This is a genomic window from Acidovorax radicis (assembly GCF_020510705.1).
Taxonomy (GTDB): Bacteria; Pseudomonadota; Gammaproteobacteria; order Burkholderiales; family Burkholderiaceae_C; genus Acidovorax; species Acidovorax radicis_A.
Window position 1 is genome coordinate 3,416,736 of sequence record NZ_CP075184.1, and the last position, 19,460, is coordinate 3,436,195.

23 protein-coding genes, 1 pseudogene and 1 other annotated feature are annotated in these 19,460 nt (G+C 61.2%); of the genes and pseudogenes, 16 read left to right on the plus strand and 8 right to left on the minus strand.

Annotated elements, in window-relative coordinates; genetic code table 11:
• Positions 1–8: 8 nt before the first annotated feature.
• Entirely contained in the window at positions 9–476 is a 468-nt protein-coding gene (locus KI609_RS15605; protein WP_226444500.1) for an Lrp/AsnC family transcriptional regulator, read from the plus strand.
• Between the two features lie 25 nt (positions 477–501).
• Here KI609_RS15605 and KI609_RS15610 read toward each other — a convergent pair whose 3' ends face one another.
• The 6 genes from KI609_RS15610 to KI609_RS15635 all read right to left on the minus strand — a co-directional run bounded on the left by KI609_RS15610 (position 502) and on the right by KI609_RS15635 (position 5,001).
• Positions 502–1,416, minus strand: coding sequence for a DUF3014 domain-containing protein (locus tag KI609_RS15610; RefSeq protein WP_226444501.1), 915 nt, complete (start codon positions 1,414–1,416; stop codon positions 502–504).
• A gap of 167 nt (positions 1,417–1,583) precedes the next feature.
• Positions 1,584–2,255 carry an alpha/beta hydrolase gene (locus KI609_RS15615; protein WP_226444502.1) on the minus strand — a complete coding sequence of 224 codons (672 nt, stop codon included), beginning with the start codon at positions 2,253–2,255 and terminating at the stop codon, positions 1,584–1,586.
• Between the two features lie 89 nt (positions 2,256–2,344).
• Complete coding sequence (locus KI609_RS15620; RefSeq protein ID WP_226444503.1) at positions 2,345–3,214, minus strand: dioxygenase; 870 nt, start codon at positions 3,212–3,214, stop codon at positions 2,345–2,347.
• A 182-nt stretch (positions 3,215–3,396) separates the two neighbouring features.
• On the minus strand, positions 3,397–3,813 hold the full coding sequence (gene arfB, locus KI609_RS15625) for an alternative ribosome rescue aminoacyl-tRNA hydrolase ArfB (protein ID WP_226444504.1): 417 nt from the start codon (positions 3,811–3,813) through the stop codon (positions 3,397–3,399).
• An 83-nt stretch (positions 3,814–3,896) separates the two neighbouring features.
• On the minus strand, positions 3,897–4,358 hold the full coding sequence (gene aroQ, locus KI609_RS15630; RefSeq protein ID WP_226444505.1) for a type II 3-dehydroquinate dehydratase: 462 nt from the start codon (positions 4,356–4,358) through the stop codon (positions 3,897–3,899).
• 277 nt (positions 4,359–4,635) lie between these two features.
• Positions 4,636–5,001 carry a hypothetical protein gene (locus KI609_RS15635; RefSeq protein ID WP_226444506.1) on the minus strand — a complete coding sequence of 122 codons (366 nt, stop codon included), beginning with the start codon at positions 4,999–5,001 and terminating at the stop codon, positions 4,636–4,638.
• A gap of 172 nt (positions 5,002–5,173) precedes the next feature.
• On the opposite strand from KI609_RS15635, the gene KI609_RS15640 reads away from it, so the two are divergent.
• The 4 genes from KI609_RS15640 (at position 5,174) to KI609_RS15655 (ending at position 9,609) form a co-directional block, all read left to right on the plus strand.
• The gene (locus KI609_RS15640) at positions 5,174–7,027 is read left to right on the plus strand and encodes a glutamine--tRNA ligase/YqeY domain fusion protein (protein WP_226444507.1); all 1,854 of its coding nucleotides are present in this window, start codon (positions 5,174–5,176) and stop codon (positions 7,025–7,027) included.
• A gap of 36 nt (positions 7,028–7,063) precedes the next feature.
• Positions 7,064–7,657, plus strand: coding sequence for a hypothetical protein (locus tag KI609_RS15645; RefSeq protein WP_226444508.1), 594 nt, complete (start codon positions 7,064–7,066; stop codon positions 7,655–7,657).
• Positions 7,654–8,724, plus strand: a complete 1,071-nt coding sequence (locus KI609_RS15650; protein ID WP_226444509.1) for a DUF262 domain-containing protein — start codon at positions 7,654–7,656, stop codon at positions 8,722–8,724. The genes KI609_RS15645 and KI609_RS15650 overlap by 4 nt, the downstream gene beginning before the upstream one ends.
• A 156-nt stretch (positions 8,725–8,880) precedes the next feature.
• Entirely contained in the window at positions 8,881–9,609 is a 729-nt protein-coding gene (locus KI609_RS15655) for a phospholipase D family protein (RefSeq protein WP_226444510.1), read from the plus strand.
• Between the two features lie 75 nt (positions 9,610–9,684).
• Here the strand turns inward: KI609_RS15655 and KI609_RS15660 are convergent, their stop codons facing one another.
• Entirely contained in the window at positions 9,685–10,434 is a 750-nt protein-coding gene (locus tag KI609_RS15660) for an NYN domain-containing protein (RefSeq protein WP_226444511.1), read from the minus strand.
• 87 nt (positions 10,435–10,521) lie between these two features.
• Between KI609_RS15660 and KI609_RS15665 the strand changes: the two genes are divergently transcribed.
• The 6 genes from KI609_RS15665 to KI609_RS15690 all read left to right on the plus strand — a co-directional run bounded on the left by KI609_RS15665 (position 10,522) and on the right by KI609_RS15690 (position 13,534).
• Positions 10,522–10,965: an addiction module protein gene (locus KI609_RS15665; RefSeq protein ID WP_226444512.1), complete on the plus strand. Its 444-nt coding sequence runs from the start codon at positions 10,522–10,524 to the stop codon at positions 10,963–10,965.
• A 14-nt stretch (positions 10,966–10,979) separates the two neighbouring features.
• On the plus strand, positions 10,980–11,294 hold the full coding sequence (locus KI609_RS15670) for a nucleotidyltransferase family protein (protein WP_226444513.1): 315 nt from the start codon (positions 10,980–10,982) through the stop codon (positions 11,292–11,294).
• Positions 11,295–11,383: 89 nt separating this feature from the next.
• Positions 11,384–11,674: a nucleotidyltransferase family protein gene (locus tag KI609_RS15675; protein WP_060987401.1), complete on the plus strand. Its 291-nt coding sequence runs from the start codon at positions 11,384–11,386 to the stop codon at positions 11,672–11,674.
• Positions 11,671–12,024, plus strand: coding sequence for a DUF86 domain-containing protein (locus KI609_RS15680; protein WP_226444514.1), 354 nt, complete (start codon positions 11,671–11,673; stop codon positions 12,022–12,024). Before KI609_RS15675 ends, KI609_RS15680 begins: the two co-directional genes overlap by 4 nt.
• A gap of 91 nt (positions 12,025–12,115) precedes the next feature.
• Positions 12,116–12,415, plus strand: a complete 300-nt coding sequence (locus tag KI609_RS15685) for a hypothetical protein (RefSeq protein ID WP_226444515.1) — start codon at positions 12,116–12,118, stop codon at positions 12,413–12,415.
• 219 nt (positions 12,416–12,634) lie between these two features.
• Positions 12,635–13,534 (plus strand): bifunctional GNAT family N-acetyltransferase/nucleoside diphosphate kinase regulator, encoded by a 900-nt coding sequence (locus KI609_RS15690; RefSeq protein WP_226444516.1) that lies wholly within the window; start codon positions 12,635–12,637, stop codon positions 13,532–13,534.
• Positions 13,535–13,694: 160 nt separating this feature from the next.
• Here KI609_RS15690 and KI609_RS15695 read toward each other — a convergent pair whose 3' ends face one another.
• Positions 13,695–14,654: a M14 family metallocarboxypeptidase gene (locus KI609_RS15695; protein WP_226444517.1), complete on the minus strand. Its 960-nt coding sequence runs from the start codon at positions 14,652–14,654 to the stop codon at positions 13,695–13,697.
• Between the two features lie 78 nt (positions 14,655–14,732).
• Between KI609_RS15695 and KI609_RS15700 the strand changes: the two genes are divergently transcribed.
• The 5 genes and pseudogenes from KI609_RS15700 (at position 14,733) to KI609_RS15720 (ending at position 19,430) form a co-directional block, all read left to right on the plus strand.
• Complete coding sequence (locus tag KI609_RS15700) at positions 14,733–16,169, plus strand: S1 family peptidase (RefSeq protein ID WP_226444518.1); 1,437 nt, start codon at positions 14,733–14,735, stop codon at positions 16,167–16,169.
• Positions 16,166–17,158, plus strand: a complete 993-nt coding sequence (locus tag KI609_RS15705) for an FHA domain-containing protein (protein ID WP_226444519.1) — start codon at positions 16,166–16,168, stop codon at positions 17,156–17,158. The genes KI609_RS15700 and KI609_RS15705 overlap by 4 nt, the downstream gene beginning before the upstream one ends.
• A 65-nt stretch (positions 17,159–17,223) precedes the next feature.
• Positions 17,224–17,460, plus strand: a pseudogene (locus KI609_RS15710) (hypothetical protein); the annotation flags it as partial.
• A 301-nt stretch (positions 17,461–17,761) separates the two neighbouring features.
• Positions 17,762–18,151 (plus strand): hypothetical protein, encoded by a 390-nt coding sequence (locus KI609_RS15715; RefSeq protein ID WP_226444520.1) that lies wholly within the window; start codon positions 17,762–17,764, stop codon positions 18,149–18,151.
• A gap of 47 nt (positions 18,152–18,198) precedes the next feature.
• Positions 18,199–19,430 (plus strand): IS3 family transposase gene (locus KI609_RS15720; protein WP_226444521.1). Its coding sequence is split into 2 segments (ribosomal slippage): positions 18,199–18,484 and positions 18,484–19,430, totalling 1,233 coding nucleotides; the frame shifts between segments, so codons are not numbered across the junction.
• Positions 18,480–18,596, plus strand: a sequence feature (AL1L pseudoknot). Its footprint overlaps the gene before it by 117 nt.
• Positions 19,431–19,460 lie beyond the last annotated feature (30 nt).

Genomic DNA, 19,460 nt, shown 5'->3' on the forward strand with positions numbered 1-19,460 from the left:
TGCAGCACATGAAACTGGATACCCTCGATTTGCGCATTCTGGCCGAGCTGCAGGCCGACGGCTCCTTGTCCAACGTGGAACTGGCACGGCGCGTACACCTGTCACCCTCGCCCTGCCTGGCGCGCGTGAAGGCGCTGGAGGCGGCAGGTGTCATCAGCCGCTATGTGGCGCTGGCCAACGCGGCGGCGCTGGGGCTGGGCCTGAATGTGTTCATCAGCATCAGCCTCAAGACGCAGAGCAAGGAAGCCCTGGCCGACTTTGAACGCCGCATTGCCGAGCACGACGAGGTGATGGAGTGCTACCTGATGAGCGGCGACAGCGACTATTTGATTCGCGTGGCGCTGGCCGACATCGGGGCGCTGGAGCGGTTCATTCTGGAGCAGCTGGCACCCATTCCGGGCGTCGAGAAAATACGGTCGAGCTTTGCGCTCAAGCAGGTGCGCTACAAGACGGCGCTGCCGCTGCCTGCGGCGTGATACAGGCCCCGCCTGGCAAAAAACACTATTTGCGCGCGATTTCGCTCGTGGCCACGCGCTTGCGCAGGTCGCGGATCAACGCCTTGGCCCGCGCCTCGTTGGCGGGGCCCATGCGCACCAGGATCTTCTGCCCGCTGGACAGCGACTCGAGCGCTGGGTCGGCATATTCATATCGCACCCACGGGCGCAAGTTGGTCACTTCCGTGTTCACGGGCGTGAGCTTTACCCGCAGCGGGGCCTGGGGTTCTGGCGCCTGCAGCAGGTGGTCCAGCATCGCCACCAGTCGGTCATTGAAATAACGCCGGGGGTAGCCCAGCTCTTCGTAGGCTTGCTGGAACAGCGGGTACAAGCGCGCATACAACGCCACTGCGGGCTCCATGGGCACTGCCTCGGCAAACGCCAGCAGGGGGGTGTAGCGAGCGGCATTGGAGGCAGACACGGTGGTGGGTGCATTGCTGCTGCCATCGGCCTCACCATCCACCACAAACCGCTGCGGCGTGGGCGGCACCGGCCACATGCGCGATGGGGCATGGGCACGACCCAGGTTGTCTACCGTGGCCACCACGCGGCGCACAAAACCGTCGGTGAGCAGATAGGTCATCACCTTGTCGCGCCCGAGCAGCTCGGCCAACAACTCGCCCACGCGTTTGTCAGACTCGGCCAGCGCAGGCAGTGCTGAATCGGCGCGGGCCAGCGCATCCACCGGGTTTTGCGGGCCCGACGCTTCCGGCAAGGGGGCTGATGCCACGGGCTCTGGCGCAGGCGCCGCAGGCGCGCTGACTACCGGCGGCGGTGCAGCGGGCGGCTCCACCGGCCGCCACCAGAACCACCATGCGGCACCGGCGGCCACCCCGCAGGCCAGCACGGCGGCAACGAGCCAGGGGGCGGGGGCGGTGCGCGCAGGCGCGGGACGGAACTCGGCGGTGTCTTGATCGGGCATCGGGTCTCCTCAAAGTGCGGGAACAGGACCTGTGCGACCCTGTATTGCACCAGGCGTTCCCCCATGCATCCCATAGCGAAGGCGCTATTGGAAACCCAGCCGATGGGGGGCGCGTAACGCGATGTAGGCGACGCGCTGGCAATCAACTACCACGTGGTCAGAAAAACTCAGAACGCCGTTGGCGTGCTTGCCAGCGAATCCAGCCACGTTACGGTGGCAGTCAGCTCGGCCGGGCGTATCTCGTGCGCGCCAGGGAACTCGCGATAGGTCACGGTCACAGGCAGGGGCGCCATGTGGTGCGCGATGGCCAGCGCGTTGGCCAGCGGGATCACGTTGTCGTGGACGCCGTGGCTCAGCCACAGCTGCTTGCCCCGCAGTGCGTCAGCGGGCGCTGCAAGCGGTATGACCTGCGGCAGCAAGCGGCTGTGCCACACCATGGCAGCCTGCATCAGCGCAGGCTGGGTCAGCAGCAGCGACAGCGCCATGATGCCGCCCTGGCTGAAGCCCCCCACCACCACACGTTCGGGGGGAATACCCAGCTGCTCGGCCGCCGACTCGATGGTCCTGGCAATCAGGGCCCGGCTTTCCGCCTCCTGGGTTTCATTGATGGAGCGCTCGCCACCGGGTTCGATGGAAAAATCAAACCAGGCATGGGAGCCCGGCCCCATCCGAAACGGTGCGCGCAGGCTCAGCACATGAAAGCGCTCGGGGATCTGCGGCGCCAGGCTGAACAGGTCTTGTTCGTTGCTGCCTACCCCGTGCATCAACACCAGCAGCCAGGGGCGGGGTGTGGTGGCAGAAGCGGGTCGTTGCAAGAAAGTAAGCGGTAGATTCAGCATGTGGGTGCGCCTGATGTGTTGGTGGAAATGTTGCTGCTGCAGCAGCAGTCGCTGATGACGATGGTGACGATGAAACCTTGCTCAACGAGTCAATGCACAGGCTCCAAGGCAAAGGCGTCCATCGACAGAATGCCGTACATCACCTCGCGGCTCAAGTAGTTGGCGTGCAGATCGTCGCCGGCAGCCCCCAGCGCAAAGAAGATGGGCAAGAAATGGTCTTCGGTCGGGTGTGCACGGCTGGCATGGGGGGCCTCGCTGCGGTAGTTGAGCAGTGCTTTCATGTCGCCACGTGCCAGCGCGCTTTCGATCCAGCGGCTGAACTCCAGCACATACGGCGCTGGCTCGCGCTCGCCGCCAAAAAACTCGGCCAGGTTGTGCGTCATGCTGCCCGAGCCCACCACCAGCACGCCCTGGCTGCGCAGGCTGCGCAAGGCGGCACCCAACGCATACACCTCGGCGGGGCCCGCCCCCACGGGCAGCGCCACCTGCACCACGGGCACGTCGGCCTGCGGGAACAAATGCATCAGCGGCACCCAGGCGCCATGGTCAAAAGGGCGCGCGGTATCGCCTTGCGCAGCCACACCGGCAGCCTGGAGCAGGCCCAGCACCTCTTGCGCCAGCGCGGGCGAGCCTGCGGCCGGGTATTGCAGTTCGTACAACGCGGGGGGAAACCCACCAAAGTCGTGCCAGGTAGCGGGCTGCGGCCCGGTCATGACCTGGGCAGAGCGCGCCATCCAGTGCGGCGACATGATGACCACGCCACGCAGGCCGGGGTATTGCGCCTTGAGTGATGCGCCCCACTGCGTGAGTGCCGGGCCCGTGGTGCCAGCGTCGATGGCAAACAGCGGCGCGCCATGTGAGACAAACAGCGCCGGCAGCGTCGCCGCATTGCGCTCAATGCTGGCAGCAGTCGCGGTGGAGGCAGACGTTGTGGTTGTGGAAGCGGTAATGACAGGCATGGCGGTTTCCCTTCGGTGATGCATTGAATGTAGGGCGGACAGCGCCCGTTACCAAGCCCCAAAGGCCCAACAGATTGTTCTACCGTTGGTGCCAATGCACCCCAAAGCGCCGCATCAGCCTGCCGCCCTCCATACCGCCCACCCGCCGCCACGCAGCGCAAGCGCCCCATCCGGCCGACGCATCAGGACCCGTCGCGAACCCTGCCGCGCAATGCCTTGGTCTCGGCGCGCTGTGTCTTGCCCTCAAGCCTGCGCTGTTTGGACCCATAGGTGGGCTTGGTGGCGCGGCGCACACGTGGGGGCACGACCACCGTGTTGACCAAGGCGTTCAGCCGCTCCAGCGCATCTGCGCGGTTTTGCTCCTGGCTGCGGTACTGCTGGGCTTTGATGACCACCACGCCCTCTTGCGTGATGCGCGTGTCGCGCAAGGCCAGCAGGCGCTCTTTCACGTCCTCGGGCAGCGATGATGCCCGCACGTCAAAGCGCAGGTGCACCGCACTGGACACCTTGTTGACGTTTTGCCCGCCCGCCCCCTGGGCACGCATGGCCGTGATCTCGACCTCATCGTCACGAATCTCGAAACGCGGTGGTGTAGTCATGCCGGTAGGGTGCGCGGTGCGACGGGGGCCATCCGGCTTTGCAGGCAAAAGGAAGGAAAAGCAGGGCGAGGCCGCTCAGCGCCTCAGGCCGCAGCCTTGGCCTGCAACTGCGCCAGCCCGTCGATGGCCAGGCCGTAGCCCAGCACACCAAACCCACACATCACGGCCTTGGCCGCCGCCGCCATATAAGAGTGGTGGCGGAAAGACTCGCGTGCGTGCACGTTGCTGATGTGCAGCTCGATGAGCGTGATGCCCGTGCCTTTGGTAGCGTCGTGCAGCGCAATGCTGGTGTGGGTGTAGGCACCCGCGTTGATCACCACGCCAGCAAGCTCACCAGCGGCGTGCAGTCGACCCGCCTCGTGAATCCAGTCCACCAGCGCGCCCTCATGGTTGCTTTGGTGAAAACGCAGCGCAAAACCATGGCGCTGGCACGCGGCCTCGCAGAGCTTTTCAACATCGGCCAGCGTGTCGGCGCCATACACGGCGGGCTCGCGCGTGCCCAGCAGATTCAGGTTGGGGCCATTCAGGACAAAAACGGTTTTCACAGGCAAAGGCTCCGAAGCTGGATGCCCGCCACGCTGGCAGGCCAGAGTGCGCGATTATGCGGCGGCACACGGCCGTCACCTGCCCGGCCCCACGGCCATGGGCACGCAACAAAAAAGCGGCCCCGAAGGACCGCTGTGAAAGGCAGCCTGTGCAATGCTGCCGATGATGAGCGGCTCGCACGCCCAAGAGTTTGGTTACAAATAGGTGGCCACCACCGACGACCGCACGATCAATCAACCGATATCAGGCAACCATCGCACAACCGCGAGCGGTTGATCAGCGGTCCCAATGGCGGCCGTCGCGCCCACCGTGATGGCGGTGGCCGTAGCCATAACCGCCATAGTAGGCCGGTGGGGGAGGTGCGTAGTACACGGGCCGTGGGGGCGCGTAATACACCGGTGGGGGAGGTGCGTAGTACACGGGCCGTGGGGGCGCGTAATACGCCGGGGGCGCCACATACACCGGGGCTGGAGCGTAGCCGTAGCCATAGCCATTGCTGGCCCCAACCACCACACCGGGCACGCCAATGCCAACCGACCAATTAACGTCGCTGCGAGCCTGGGCAGCGCCCGCACCAGTCAGCAGCACCAGCGCCACGCCAGCCGAAGCGGCCAGGGCATAGATAGAACGGGTTTTCGTCATGGAAATCTCCTGTTTGAGCGAGGACTGCCAGCCAAATGGACTGACCTCACCGGTACATAACGCATCAAGTAGGAGAAAGGATGGCACAAAACGGTCTTTACGTTGTGTCTGGACGTACACGCGCTTGTTTCTATGCGTAAAGCATCACGAAACCGCCGCCTAAAATGCGCCAATGAGCACCCCAAACCCTGCCAATCCCGCCAACCCAGCCGCCCATCACTCTGCCGCGCCTGCCGCAGCAGCCCCTGAAGCCGCCAAGCCCAGCAATTTCTTGCGCCAGATCATCGAAACCGATCTGGAAAAAGGCACCTACGCCCCCCGCCACTGGGCGGGTACGCCCGGCGACGCCGCCCACCATGCCGCAGGCCAGCCCGACCCTGCCAAGATCCGCACCCGCTTCCCGCCCGAGCCCAACGGCTACCTGCACGTAGGCCACGCCAAGAGCATCTGCATCAACTTTGGCCTGGCGCGCGACTACGGCGGCGTGTGCCACCTGCGCTTTGACGACACCAACCCCGAAAAAGAAGACACCGAATACGTCAACAGCATCATCGACGCGGTGAAATGGCTAGGCTTTGACTGGAACGGCAGCCAGGGCGACTACAGCGTGGCGCCCTACCAGGCCAGCGACTACTTCGGCTTCATGTACCGCGCAGCCGAAGCGCTGATCGAAGCCGGCCAGGCCTATGTGGACGAACAAACCGTAGAACAAATGCGCGCCAACCGGGGCGACTTTGGCAAGCCCGGCGTGGACAGCCCCTTCCGCGCCCGCACCCCGACCGAAAACCTGGCGCGCTTTCGCGAAATGCGCGACGGCCTGCATGAAGATGGATCAATGGTGCTGCGCGCCAAGATCGACATGGCCAGCCCCAACATCAACATGCGCGACCCGGCCATCTACCGCATCCGCCGCGCCACGCACCACCACACGGGCGACACCTGGTGCATCTACCCCATGTACACCTACGCGCACCCCATCGAGGATGCGCTGGAGCAGATCACCCACAGCCTGTGCACGCTGGAGTTTGAAGACCAACGCCCCTTCTATGACTGGCTGCTGGAGCGCCTGACCGAAATCGGCCTGCTGGCCAGCCCGCCCCCCCGCCAGTACGAATTTGCACGCCTGAACCTCACCTACGTCATCACCAGCAAACGCAAGCTGGCCCAGCTGGTATACGACCACAAGGTGAGCGGCTGGGACGACCCCCGCATGCCAACAATAGTCGGCCTGCGCCGCCGTGGCTACACCCCCGCCGCCATCCAGACCTTTGCCGAACGCATTGGCGTCACCAAATCCGACAGCTGGATCGACTACAGCACCCTGGAAGGCTGCCTGCGCGAAGACCTGGAACTGAAGGCCCACCGCGGCATGGCTGTGCTCAACCCCGTCAAGCTGGTGCTGACCAACTGGGACGACGTGATGGGCGCCGGCCACCTGGAGCCCTGCAGCCTGCCCGCCCTACCCCACCCACCCGAAGGCGTGGAAAGCCCCGTGCGCCACTTCACCATCGGCAAAGAAGTCTGGATCGAACGCGAAGACTATGAAGAAGTGCCCCCCAAGGGCTACAAGCGCTTGTTCCCAGGCAACAAGGTGCGCCTGAAGGGCGGCTACGTCATCGAATGCACCGGCGCCAACAAAGACGCCGACGGCAACATCACCGAAGTGCTGGCCACCGTGGTGCCCGACACCAAAAGCGGCACCCCCGGCGCCGACAGCGTGAAGGTGAAAGCCGCCATCACCTGGGTGGGCGTAGCCGACGGCGTGAACGCCGAAGTGCGCATGTACGACCGCCTGTTCCTCGACGCCCACCCCGACGCGGGCGGCAAGGACTTTATTGAAAGCCTGAACCCGAACAGCCTGAAGGTTGTGACCGCCATCGTGGAGCCGTCCCTCGCCAACGCCAAGCCGGACGACAAGTTCCAGTTTGAGCGGCACGGGTACTTTGTGGCGGACCGGGTGGACCACGCGGCGGGGAAGCCGGTGTTTAACTTGGCGGTGGGGTTGAAGGATAGTTGGGGCAAGTGACCAAAGCCTCAACTCTAATTCCAGGCAGATCAGACCGTGGACTACCGCGCCCTAATTGAAGAGAGTGCAAAGGCTCATTTGCCAAAGAGGCAAATCGCCAGGCAGCTCTATTTCTTAGCGCCGTCTTTCGCTTTTGCGGGCAACACTCAACTCCAGCTTGGGCTCTACGAAAAAGTTTGTGAATTTCTCAAACTACCTTTGACGTCCATTCGGGTGGTCGGATCTGGCCATACTGGATTTAGTTTGGTGAAAGACACGCCCTTCGATAAAACCAGTTCAGATCTGGACATCGCAATAGTTGATCAACAGTTATACCTTGATCTTTTTGAGCTTGCGTTTGAAATAACTGAAGGTTGGCGAGACTCCAGTAAATTCAGCGGAACTCCGAGCGAGCAAAGAGAGAAGAAAGACAGCTTTCTACGCTATCTCCGGAAAGGAGTTATTCGACCGGATCTGATGCCCGCATCTCCGCGCAAAGCGGAATGGGAAAACTTTTTCGGCAAGCTTGCCGATGACTACTCGAATTTCTGCGACGGAATAAGCGCTGGAGTATATGCACGGGAAAGCTTTATGGCGGCAAAGCAAGAGTCAGCCATAAACACATATCTTTCGAAACAGGGAATCGTATGAGTAAATATAAAGTTCAATCAGTCACTCTTCTCGATCTTGTGAATGACGTTAGAGCAGGACGTCTGGTTCCCGATGCTTACTTTCAAAGAAATTTGGTTTGGCGAGAGATTCACAAAAAAGATCTCATTCAAACAATTTTGCTCGGCTACCCATTCCCTCCAATGTTTTTTTCCCGCGGAAAAATTGACGTTGAGAGCATGAAAGCAACCTCTTGTATCGTTGATGGCCAACAAAGGACAAATGCGATAACGGAATTTATTGATAATAAGTTTCCCGTGAATGGAAGATTCTTCAAGGAGCTCGAAACTCCTGAAAAAGAAACCCTATTGAAGTTCGAAATCGCTGTTGTTATGCTCGACATGCCAAATGACAGTCCAGACGTTTTGGAGATATTCAAGCGTCTGAACAGAACAGCCAACTCTCTCACTACCATTGAGAGATTGGCCTCCGAATACTCATCCACCGAATATATGTACGTCGCCAGACTGCTTGCAAACGACGTCGATTTAAATCCCCCAAAAGATGCAGCAGAAGAAGAGGATTGGAAGTTAGACCCAAATCTCCCACCTGAACTAATCGCATGGGCGAAGACCAAAAAGCCAAGCTCTTTCGAAGACTTAATATCCCAACTATCTGTTTTCTCCGATCGTGAAATCGCTCGCAAGGTTCATTTGATGTATTTGCTAAACATCATGTCAACCCTTTTAGGGGGATTTTTCAATCGAAACGAGAAAACTACCACTTTACTCGACGACTATAAAGACTTTTTTCCAGAAAAGGACAATACATACGAACTCGTATCATCCGCATTGATTTCAGCAACAAATCTCCAAATTGAAAGACACTCATTTTGGTCAACCAAAGCGAACTTCTTTTCTTTAGTAGTCGCAATAGCAAAGAGACTCGAAGTTAATCAGAATATCGACTATTTAGCCACACGATCCGCATTATTGGAATTTGCCGCGAAGCCAGATGCGGAGTACACATTGGCAGCCAAAGAGGCCGTCAACAACAAGAAAGAGCGTCAAATTCGCCACCAGCGGATTGCAACCCTTTTAAAGGGATAAGAGGCAAGCGCAACAGAAAGAGCACAAGGTGCGAGCAGGCGCCCTACTCTTTTCATGCGGCAACGGGGTCAGGTCTTGCCTTGTGCCTTTATTGATGATCGAGGCCGGCGGCAGTCAATGGCCATAAGCGTTCTATTCCAAGGGAGATAAACATAGATGGCAAAGTTTCTTTCGACAACCGGCACCAACTACCACCTTGAAGAACTCATCAAGAGTGCGTCAGATCGCTTGATTCTTATCAGCCCCTTCCTCAAGCTCAACGACCGGATGAAGGAACTGCTGGCCGACAAAAACCGCTTGAAGATCGATGTCCGGATCGTCTACGGCAAAAGCGAGTTGCAGCCGCAAGAGATTGAATGGCTGCGCGGCCTGACCTATATCCGCACCAGCTTCTGCAAGAACTTGCATGCCAAGTGCTACATGAACGAAGAGATGTGCATCATCACCAGCTTGAATCTGTACGAATTCAGCCAGGTGAATAACAACGAGATGGGCATCCTGATTCAGCGCAGCGACGACGGGCAGCTCTACAAAGACGCTTACGAAGAGGCGCAGCGCATCATTCGGATCAGCGATGAGGTCCGGATTTCCCTGGAGCGTGTGGCCAGCAAAGAACCAGACCACGTTTCAACACAAGGCGCAGAGACGCCCACCGACAGCGAAACATCTACGGGCGACAAGGTTCCATCTTCCAAATTTGCTCAGAAGCTCGGACTAAAAACGGCGCAACTTCTGGATCGCGCAACCGAGTTGGGATACTTGATTCAGCAGGGTGACAAACATGCGTTGAGCCCCAAGGGCGAACAGGCTGGCGTCGAGTTCGTCGCCAAATCCCGGTTTGGCCCGTATTTCTTATGGCCACAGGATTTGGTGCTCTCCTCATAGAAGACTTAGAAGCAGTTTGCTTCACATTTCATAGCGCCTTGCGCTTAAGCAGTAAGCGCGAGGGGCCTAAATCTCTTACGAAACCCGCTTGGTTCGTATCTGAACATTCGACAAGGTCACACCATCAGGCCTGACTAGAGGTAACTCTTTCACCTCTAGATACTTAAGAGAACGCACCAGCTCACTCAGCTTTTTGAACCCGTAGTTTCGGGGATCGAAAGCAGGGTTGATCTTGCTGATATGGCTCCCCACGCCGCCAAGTGCCGCCCAGCCATCTTCACGGGCATTGGCATCAATGGCTGCAATGATCAAGGGCTGCAATGTACGAACATCGGCCACAGCAACAGGCTCTACCTTAGGTTCATCCTTTTCGAGTACCTGCTCTGTCCGCAAGATTTCGGTATAGATGAACTTATCGCATGCAGCCACAAAGGGCTCGGGGGTTTTACGTTCGCCAAAGCCGTAAACCACTTTGCCTTCTTCGCGGATGCGAGTGGCTAACCGAGTGAAGTCGCTATCGCTGCTGACCAAACAAAAACCGTCCACGGTGTCGTCGTGCAGCACGTCCATCGCATCAATGATCAGCGAGGCATCGGTCGAGTTCTTACCGCTGGTGTAGCTGAACTGCTGGATGGGCTGAATCGCCAGTTTGTGCAGAACATCTTTCCACCCCTTGAGGTTGGTAGTGGTCCAGTCGCCGTATGCGCGTTTGATGGTGGCCGTGCCATAACGCGAAACTTCGGCCAGCAGTTCTTGAACGACCGACGCTTGCGCGTTGTCTGCATCGATCAGTACGGCAAGTTTTTGGTTGGTGTTGGTCGCCATGTCTCTCCCTGTGTTTTCAGGCATGTTAACGGCCCAATATCTCAGCGCTACAGTGCTGCTTTGTATTTCAGCCTCCATGGAGCCACCATGACAACCACTGCAGAAGCGCTGAGCGCCCAAGCCGCCCAACTGCCCCCAGCAGAGCGGATCGAATTGGTGGTGCGCATCCTCGACAGCTTGGACCAAACCGATGGGGCAATGGACACACTGTGGGCCAAAGAGGCAGGCGACCGGCTGACCGCCTACCGCCGGAGCGAGGTCAAGGCGGTGAGCTTGTCAGATGCCATCGAAAAACACCAAGTTAACAACATGCGCGCTGCATCTGTCCCGACCACACCAGCCTCAGACCTCGCCCAAGCGGCATTGGCCGCCTTGTCCCGTGCAGGCTTGCGCGCAGCTGAGGATGCGTTGCGCGCCAACACCCACATGGTGGTGGCGGTCGACGGCAAGGTGCTGTATGAAAGCCCGCAGGACTATCTACGCAAGCGCGACGAGCCCGCGACACAGCCAAACGCCAAGCCCCGCGCCTGATCGGAAACACCCACATGCACCCTGCCATCGCACAACACCGCTCCGGCATTGCTGCCATCTGCCAGCGCTATGGCATTCAGCGGCTGGAGGTGTTTGGTTCGGCTGCGCGGGCCAGTGACTTTGACCCGGCCCACGGTGATGCTGACTTTCTGGTGGAGTTTGCGCCGGGCGTCGAGCCGGGGCTCCAGTCATTTTTTGGTGCCAAGGCTGACCTGGAGGCCCTGCTGGGCCGGGGCGTGGACTTGGTGGAGCCGGGCGCGGTGCGCAACCCCTATATGCTGGCCAGCATCAACCGGTATCGCGCGATCATCTTTTCCGCAGAAGATTAGCTATCCGTTTAGTAGCTGCTAGCGCAATCTCTATAAGCGCTAGAGGCCGATTTGACCTAAAAAACCGCAGCGCCGCTAAACTCCAAACCATGCGCCCCTCCGAAGCCCTTTCCCTCCACCGCTCGCAAATCCGCGAGATCGCGCTGCGCCACCGTGTGAGCAGCGTGCGGGTGTTTGGCTCGGCGCTGCATGGGGACGACACTGCCGACAGCGACTTGGACCTGTTGGTAGAGCCCACCGCGCAAACCACGCTGATGGACATTGGTGCGATCCGGTTTGAGCTGAAACAGTTGCTAGGCATGGAGGTGGATGTGCTCACCCCCAACAGCCTGCCCGCTAGCTTTCGGGACCAGGTGCTGCGCGAGGCGATGGCTGTATGAGCAGAGCGCACCCGCTGCGGGTAGCAGACTATTTGCAGCACATCCTGGAGGCCGTCGGCAACATTCAGGACTACACGGTGGGGATGGACTTGGCCGCCTTCCTGGCAGACCGCAAGACATGCGACGCCGTGATTCGCAACCTGGAAGTGATCGGTGAGGCCAGCAACAACGTGGCCAAGAACCACCCCGAATTCGCGCAGAAACATGCCCATGTTCCGTGGGGCTTCGCCTACGAAATGCGCAATGCACTGGCCCACGGCTATTTCACTGTGGACCTGGGCATCGTCTGGCAAACCGTGCAGAACGACCTGCCAGCTCTGCGGGCGCAAGTAGCAGCACTCTCGCTCTAGCTTGCTTCAATTTCGATAGCTGCTTGCGCTTATCCATCAAGCGCTAGAGGCCAATTTCATTCAAACAACTGACCACCACCAAAGCCCGTCCATGACGCCTTCGTTCACCCCTACCTTCGCCCATGTGCCGCCCGGCCCGCTGGCAGGTCCCTTGCAGTTGCTACCCGTCAACGCCGGTGTGGTGTCTGTACACACAGCCGATGGCGCGCATGTGGGCTCGCTCAAGCTGGTCGGCGGGGTCTGGAAGTTCAAGGCCATGGGCTACGACGCTGCTGGCCGCATGGAGCCTGGCCATGGGCCGCTGACAGGGCAACACAACATGCAGTTCGCTACGCCTGACGCGACTGAGGTGAGCGCGCGGTTGCTCGGCGCGCTGGGCGATTTGAGCTAAGCGCTGCCGAAAGAAAGCCACGAACCCTCCCGCTGGAGGCACCACCAGCAACCGTCAGGCAGTAGCCCCCGCTGAATGCCCCCCGGCGGAGCCAGCCGATGCACCAGTGGCACCTGCGCAATTGCCAGCCCCGCTAGAATCCGCGTTCTTCGAAAGAACCGTCATGGCCATGCCATGCCCATGGAAGGCTTTCATACTTTGGACCCAATGGGGATGAAGATGGACAAGCCTTTCATTTCTCTCTGCCCGGAGATCACGCGGGCCGACGCGCTGACATTGATGGACTGGTTGGAAGACGAGGACGTGACGCGCTTCCTGAGCGACTCGCGCCACGTTTCCCGCTTCATCGGGCGGGTGCAACTGCCCGTCCTGACGCATTTGTTCAATCAGGGTGGCCGCTTCTTCATGGCCTTTGACCGCCACGACGTTCCTGTGGGCTTCGTGCGCCTCGTCAAGCAGGGGGCGGAGTGCGAGATAGTCCTGGTCATCGGCAACCGGGACAACTGGGGCCGCAAGCTGGGCGCCAGCGCCATCCGCGAGGGCTTGAAACTCGCTTTCTTTGACATGCGGGCCGAGAAGCTCATCGCCAAGATCCACCCGGACAACGTGCGCTCGCTCAAAGCGTTTCTGCAGGGCGGTTTTGTGCTGGAAAACGAGTCGCCAGTGATGAAGTCGTTGTCGATGAGTTCGGAGCGCTATCTGAGGCTTCTGCGGGAAAGCCATGCAGCCCACACCTCGGACATTTACATCACCGAGATCGACAAAGCGCGGCTCAAAAATCTGGTGGAGGTAGAGCAAGGACCGACGGTGTTTGAGCTGGAGCATGAGATCGAGCGCGCCATTGTGGTCGATCCGTGGAACGTGGCCGATGATGTGGTGACGATGAACTCCAAGGCCCTGCTGCACGTGGACGACGAGGAACGCGAGGTCGCGCTGGTGTACCCCGAAGACGCAGACGAACGCGCCGGAAAGCTTTCGGTGTTCTCCGACATTGGCACCGCGATCCTGGGCTACCGAGCGGGCGATGCCTTCAGCTGGCGGATGCCGAGTCGCACCTGCCACATCCGGATCGGCAAGGTGCTGTACCAGCCCGAAGCGGCGGGCCACTACCACCTGTAGGGGTGCTTCACGCCGCCATCAGGCTGCCCAAGCAAGCGCCGTGGGTGCGGGGGTACGCATTCGGCTGGCGGGTAAATACGCTCACTTGAGAACTATCAATTTCATAGCTTCCAGCGCTTATCCATTAAGCGCTAGAGGCCAATTTAACTTCAAATCAGCCTCAATCTGGCGAAGGGCTGGACTGGCACACAAACTCTACCGCCGCACACACTGCCGCCACCTGCGCCTCGATGCACTGCTCTGGCGTGGCGCGGGGGCTGTCCGGGTAGACCTCGGTCGTCGTGGTGTAGCGCGCGCCGCTGATGCCCGCGCACAGTCCCCAGTGCTTCATCGGGTAGCGGATGACGCCCGGCGCCACCACGGGCGAGCCGATGATTTCGTTCTTGTCATCCGCAGGCGCAATGTGCGTGACGCGGCTCACGGCGTCGATGATGGCTTGCTGGAAGGTGGGCTGCGGGTTGTCGGTGTCGTCCACCAGGTAAAAGCCGTCGGGGATGCTGCCGGGCTCGAACACTTTGCCGTCGCGCGCGGCCACGGCGGGGCGGTATTCGGTTTCGTCGGTATCGGTGGTTTCGTGCAGGTCGAGGTGGGCGGCGAACTGGCCGTATTGGCCGCTGTGCTGCGCCACCAGGCGCATGAGGGCGGCGGACTCCTGCGCGGGCGAGCCTTCGCGGAAGGCGCGGTTGGGGTCGATGGCGTCGAAGTTCCAGCGCTGAAACCGCTCGTACGCCCAGGGGCTGACGCAGGGCACCACCAGCAGGTTGGCGCGGCCTGCAAAGCGGTCGGCCTGCGTATCCACAAAACGCAGCGCGCCGTGCACGCCGCTGGTTTCGTAGCCGTGCACGCCGCCGGTGACGAGCACGCTGGGTAAGTCGGGTTGCCAGTGACGGCTGCGCAGGGCCCGCAGGGGAAAGCGCTCTGCCGGGTGCTGTGCGTTGGCATAAATCACATCGCCATACATCTCCACATCGAACTGGCCCCGCAGCGCCTCAATGGCCGTGAGCACGTCGTCGGCGTAGCTGCGCTGGCGCACCTGGCGTGCGCGCCACTGGTCGCGTTCTGAGGCGCCCCAGGGTTGGCCGGGCGTGCCGATGGGATAGTGGGAATGGGTGGGTTGCATGGGTGCGTGGGATGGAGTGGCTGGTGAATGGCTAACGAGACAAAAAGGCTTGTCGCAAGGCGTTCATAGAATACCGCGATGCCCTTCCCCCTGATCCGGCCCCTGCGGCTGGCAACCTCGTCCTTCGTTCTGCTGCTCTGCGCCCTGGCCCACGCACAGAATGCCCCACCACCCGCCTCTGCCAACACCCCGGCCGCTCACCCGGCGGGCAGTGCCCCTGTGGATGGCACTGCACCCGCACCAGCGGGCACGGCGGGCACTGTGGCCGCTGCGCCCACAGCGGCCGACGCGGCGCTGCTGTCGCGCGATGCGCGGCGCATTTACGAGTTGTCGCGCGACAAGCTGGTGCAGATCCGCACGCTGCTGCGCAATGCCAACACGCAGGCGTCGATTGGTTCGGGCTTTTTTGTGTCGGCCGACGGGCTGATCGTCACCAACTTTCATGTGGCCAGCCAACTGGCGCTGGAGCCCGAGCGCTACCGGGGCGTGTATGTGACGATGGAGGGGCAGGAGGGCGAGGTCGAGCTGCTGGCGTTTGACGTGCAGCACGACCTGGCCGTGCTGCGCGCCAAAGAGCGCAAGGCAGCGGCGCCCGTGCTGGGCTTTCGGCCTGCCGCCGAAGCCTTGGCGCAGGGCGAGCGCATCTACTCACTGGGCAACCCGCTCGACATCGGCTTTGCCGTGACCGAGGGCACCTACAACGGGCTGGTCAAGCGCAGCTTTTACCCGCGCATCTTTTTTGGCGGCGCGCTCAACCCCGGCATGAGCGGTGGCCCGGCGGTGGACGATGCGGGCCGGGTGCTGGGCGTGAACGTGGCCAAGCGGCTCGATGGCGAGCAGGTCAGCTTCTTGATCCCGGCCGAGTTTGCGCAGGCGCTGGTGCAGCGTGCGGCCAACGCAGAGCCCATCACCCAGGCCGCGCATGCCGAGATGACGCGGCAGCTGATGGAACACCAGCAACTGCTGACAGACCGGTTCTTGAAAGCGCCGTTTCGCGAGCAGCGCCACGGCAACTACCGCCTGCCGGTGCCCGACGATGCGCTGGCGCGCTGCTGGGGCTCGGGGCGCGACCCGAATTTTCCCGGTCTGAATCTGGAGCGCACGCAGTGCCAGGCCGACAGCGACGTGGTGGCCGGGGACTTCAGCACCGGCGCGGTGCGCCTGTCTTACGAGGCCTACAACGCGCCCACGCTGGGCGCTGCACGGTTTGCCCGGGTATTCTCAAAAAGCTTTGAAAACGAGCGGCTGCAGACACGCGGCAACCGCCACCAGACGGCGGCCGAGTGCACCGAGCGGTTTGTAGACCCCGGCACCGTGCCGCTGCGGGCGGTGGTGTGCCTGTCGGCCTACCGCAAGCTGACCGGTCTGTACAACATGACCGTGCTGGCCGCCTCGGTCAACCAGCCCACGCAGGGCGTGCTGGGCCGCCTGGATGTGCAAGGCATTGCGTTTGATAACGGCATGAAGCTGGCCAGCCACTACCTCAAGGCGTTTCGCTGGGAGGCCGCACCATGAGCACGATGCCGACCCTGGGGCTGATCGAAGCCTTTGACCGCCACGGCGCGCTGCTGGCGCGCGCGCCCATCACGCACTGGCCCGTGACGGTGGGCCGGGCGCTGGACTGCGACCTGGTGCTGGACGACCCGTTTGTGGCGCCCACGCACCTGCGTATCGACCGCGCAGCAGACGGCCCGCGCGCAGTGCAGGTGGAGGTGCTGGAGACACGCAACGGCGCGCGCCTGCAGCGCAAGCGCCACGGCCAGGGCGAGCGCTTTGACTGGCCCGACGGCACCCCCGTTGACCTGGGTCGCACGCACATCGCCTTGCGCCTGGCCGACACGGCCATTGCCGACGAGCAGGCTCTGCCGCTGTTTCCGTGGCGCATGCTGGCCATGACGGCCGCTTGGGTGGTGCTGATGGTGGCTGCTGCGGCGGGGTCGTCGTGGCTGGAGGCACGCGACGCGTCGCAATACCTGAAGTCGCTGCCTGTCGTGCTGCTGAGCACGCTGATGGTGCTGTGCGCCTGGTCGGGCATGTGGGCGGTGGCCAACAAGGTGTTTGCCGGCCAGCTGCGGTTCTGGCGCCATGTGCGCATTGCCTGCGCTGCGGCCCTGGGGGCCGATGTGGTGCAGCTGGTGAGCAACCTGACCGCATTCGCTTTCTCGCTGGAGGTTTTTTCGCAGTTCGCCAATCTGCTGGCCGTGCTGGTGCTGGCGGCGGCGCTGTATGCCCATCTGGCCACCGTGCTGCCACGCCGCCGCGTGGGCCTGGCCTGGGCGGTGGCCGCCGTGGTGGCATTGGGCGTGCCGTCGTGGCTGGGTGCGCAGTGGCTCAACCGCATGCGGCTGACGAACGAGCTGTACATGAGCAGCCTGTTCCCCCCCAGCCTGCGCGTGGCCCCGGCCGTGCCGGTGGATCAGCTTCTGCAAGACGCCGAGTCGCTGCGCAGCAAACTCGACCGCCGCCTGCGCGATGACGGCCAGGCAGACGAGGACGACGAGTAGGCCACCTGACGGACTGCGTCTACCCAGCGTCTATCCAACCTCTACCCAGCCCCCTCCATTGCCCCATGCGCCGCCGCAAACCGCACCACCACGTCTACGTGGTCGAGCTCTCCAAAGACGTGCTGCTGGAGCCGCGCTTTCGCAAATGCAACCCCGGCTACGTCGACGGCAAGCCCTGCGTGTACGTAGGCATGACGGGGCTGGACCCGGACGTGCGGTTTGACAAACACAAGGCGGGCATCCAGGCCAACCGGTTTGTGACGCAATACGGCCTGCGCCTGCTGCCGGACCTGTACGAGGGACATGGGAGTTAATCCATTTTCAATGCGACATGGTAGTCAAATAAAAAGTGACAACCTGAGTGGTACTCAGTAGATTGAAACAAGTACAAGCATCCATTCTTCTTGTTTAGGTTGTTACTGGCTTCTCTACTAAGGCTTAGTGGGCAAGTGGGCTGCCTGCAAGTGCTTGCACTTTTCCACGGCAACCGCGTCAGTGCCTGGGAGCAGCGGGAAACCCGCGCACCCGCAGGGCTGTCTACAACCTCGTGGTGCAGACAGGCGGGTTTTCCACGGCGGTCGGATTCAACTTCGGAGGTTGTTGATGAAGCGCACAGTACCTCGTAAAGTTGTTGTACCTGCATTTCAACTTACCCAGGAATGTGAGTTGGACGAGGTAGGAGCTGTCGAGCGGCGGTTCTGTGATAGCCGTGGTGGGAGTTCCTGTAACTCGTATCACTTCCGTCCATCCTCCTCCGGTCAAGCCAGTGCATGGAACCTGTTTGCGTTCGCCTTGGACTCACAGGGGCGACCATGGGACTTAGCGACGGTGTACCTGCTTGAGCATGTTCAAGAGGTACAACGGCCTGAGATGGCGACGTACCATGCCCTGGCGGACGATCTCGGTGCCTATCGGCACTGGCTTGATGTCCAGAAGAGCCAGGATCTCCTATTTGAGTTTCCAAAGAACATCCTGGAGAGGGTGACGTACTGAACCGCCCCGCGTTTTGAGGAGGCTCTTTTCTCTGAGAGGATTGAGCCATGAGCAAGAAGTCGAACCAGTTTTCACCTGAGGTCCGCGAGCGCGCTGTTCGCATGGTGCGTGAGCACCGAGGCGAGTACCCCTCGCTGTGGGCTGCCATTGAATCCATCGCCCCCAAGATTGGCTGCGTGCCGCAGACCTTGCACGAGTGGGTCAAGCGTGCCGAGGTCGATTCCGGCGTGCGTGAGGGCATCACCACCTCCGAGCGTGAACGGATGAAGGTGCTGGAGCGCGAGGTCAAAGAACTGCGCAAAGCCAACGAGATCTTGAAGCTGGCCAGCGCGTTTTTCGCCCAGGCGGAACTCGACCGCCGTCTGAAGCCCTGAAGGGCTTCATCGATCAGCATCGACAGGCCTACGGGGTCGAGTCGATCTGCAAGGTGCTGCAGATCGCCCCGTCAGGCTATTGGCGTCATGCCGCCCGTCAACGCAATCCACGGCTGCGCTGTCCGCGCGCCCAACGTGATGACACCCTGGTGCCGCATATTGAGCGCGTCTGGCAGGCCAACATGCGGGTCTATGGCGCCGACAAGATCTGGAAACAGATGAACCGCGAAGGGCTGTCCATTGCCCGCTGCACGGTCGAGCGCTTGATGAAGCGCCTGGGATTGCAGGGCGTGCGCCGTGGCAAGGTGGTTCGCACCACCATCAGCGACATGAAAGCACCGTGCCCGCTGGATCGGGTCAACAGACAGTTCAAGGCCGAGCGGCCCAACCAGCTGTGGGTCTCGGACTTCACGTACGTCTCAACCTGGCAGGGGTGGCTGTACGTGGCCTTCGTGATCGACGTATACGCCAGGCGCATTGTGGGGTGGAGGGTCAGCACCTCCATGCAAACGGAATTCGTTCTGGATGCCCTGGAGCAGGCCCTGTATGCCAGGCAACCCGAGCGTGATGGCGCATTGATTCATCACTCCGACAGGGGGTCGCAATACGTCAGCATCCGCTACAGCGAACGGCTGTCAGAGGCAGGCATCGAGCCCTCGGTGGGCAGCAAGGGCGACAGCTATGACAACGCTTTGGCTGAGACGATCAACGGTCTGTACAAGGCCGAGGTGATTCATCGACGGTCCTGGCCAACTCGTGAATCGGTAGAGCTGGCAACGCTGGAATGGGTGTCTTGGTTCAACCATCACAGGCTGCTCGGACCCATCGGATACATACCGCCGGCAGAGGCTGAGGCAAACTACTACCGGCAACTCGCCAGTCAGTCCTCCATGGTGGCGGCCTGACTTAAACCAACCGGCCTCCACGAAACCCGG